General features: G+C 53.5%; 1 rRNA gene. It reads right to left on the reverse strand.

The annotated features are described in order from the left end of the window. Window positions 1-269: ribosomal RNA gene (locus ACTHSX_RS10665) — 16S ribosomal RNA — on the reverse strand; the annotation flags it as partial.

The raw sequence follows: 269 nt of genomic DNA on the forward strand, positions 1-269 counted from the left end.
ACCTCTCCCAGTTAAGCCAGGAGCTTTCACATCCAACTAACCAAACCGCCTGCACACGCTTTACGCCCAGTAAATCCGGATAACGCTCGCCTCCTACGTTTTACCGCGGCTGCTGGCACGTAGTTAGCCGAGGCTTATTCTGAAGGTACTGTCCTTCCTCATCCCTCCAAAAAGAACTTTACGACCCGAAGGCCTTCATCGTTCACGCGGCGTTGCTGGTTCGGGCTTTCGCCCATTAACCAATATTCCCTACTGCTACCACCCGTAGG

The organism is Neisseria sp. P0014.S002 (genome assembly GCF_051958295.1).
Lineage (GTDB): Bacteria > Pseudomonadota > Gammaproteobacteria > Burkholderiales > Neisseriaceae > Neisseria > Neisseria flavescens_B.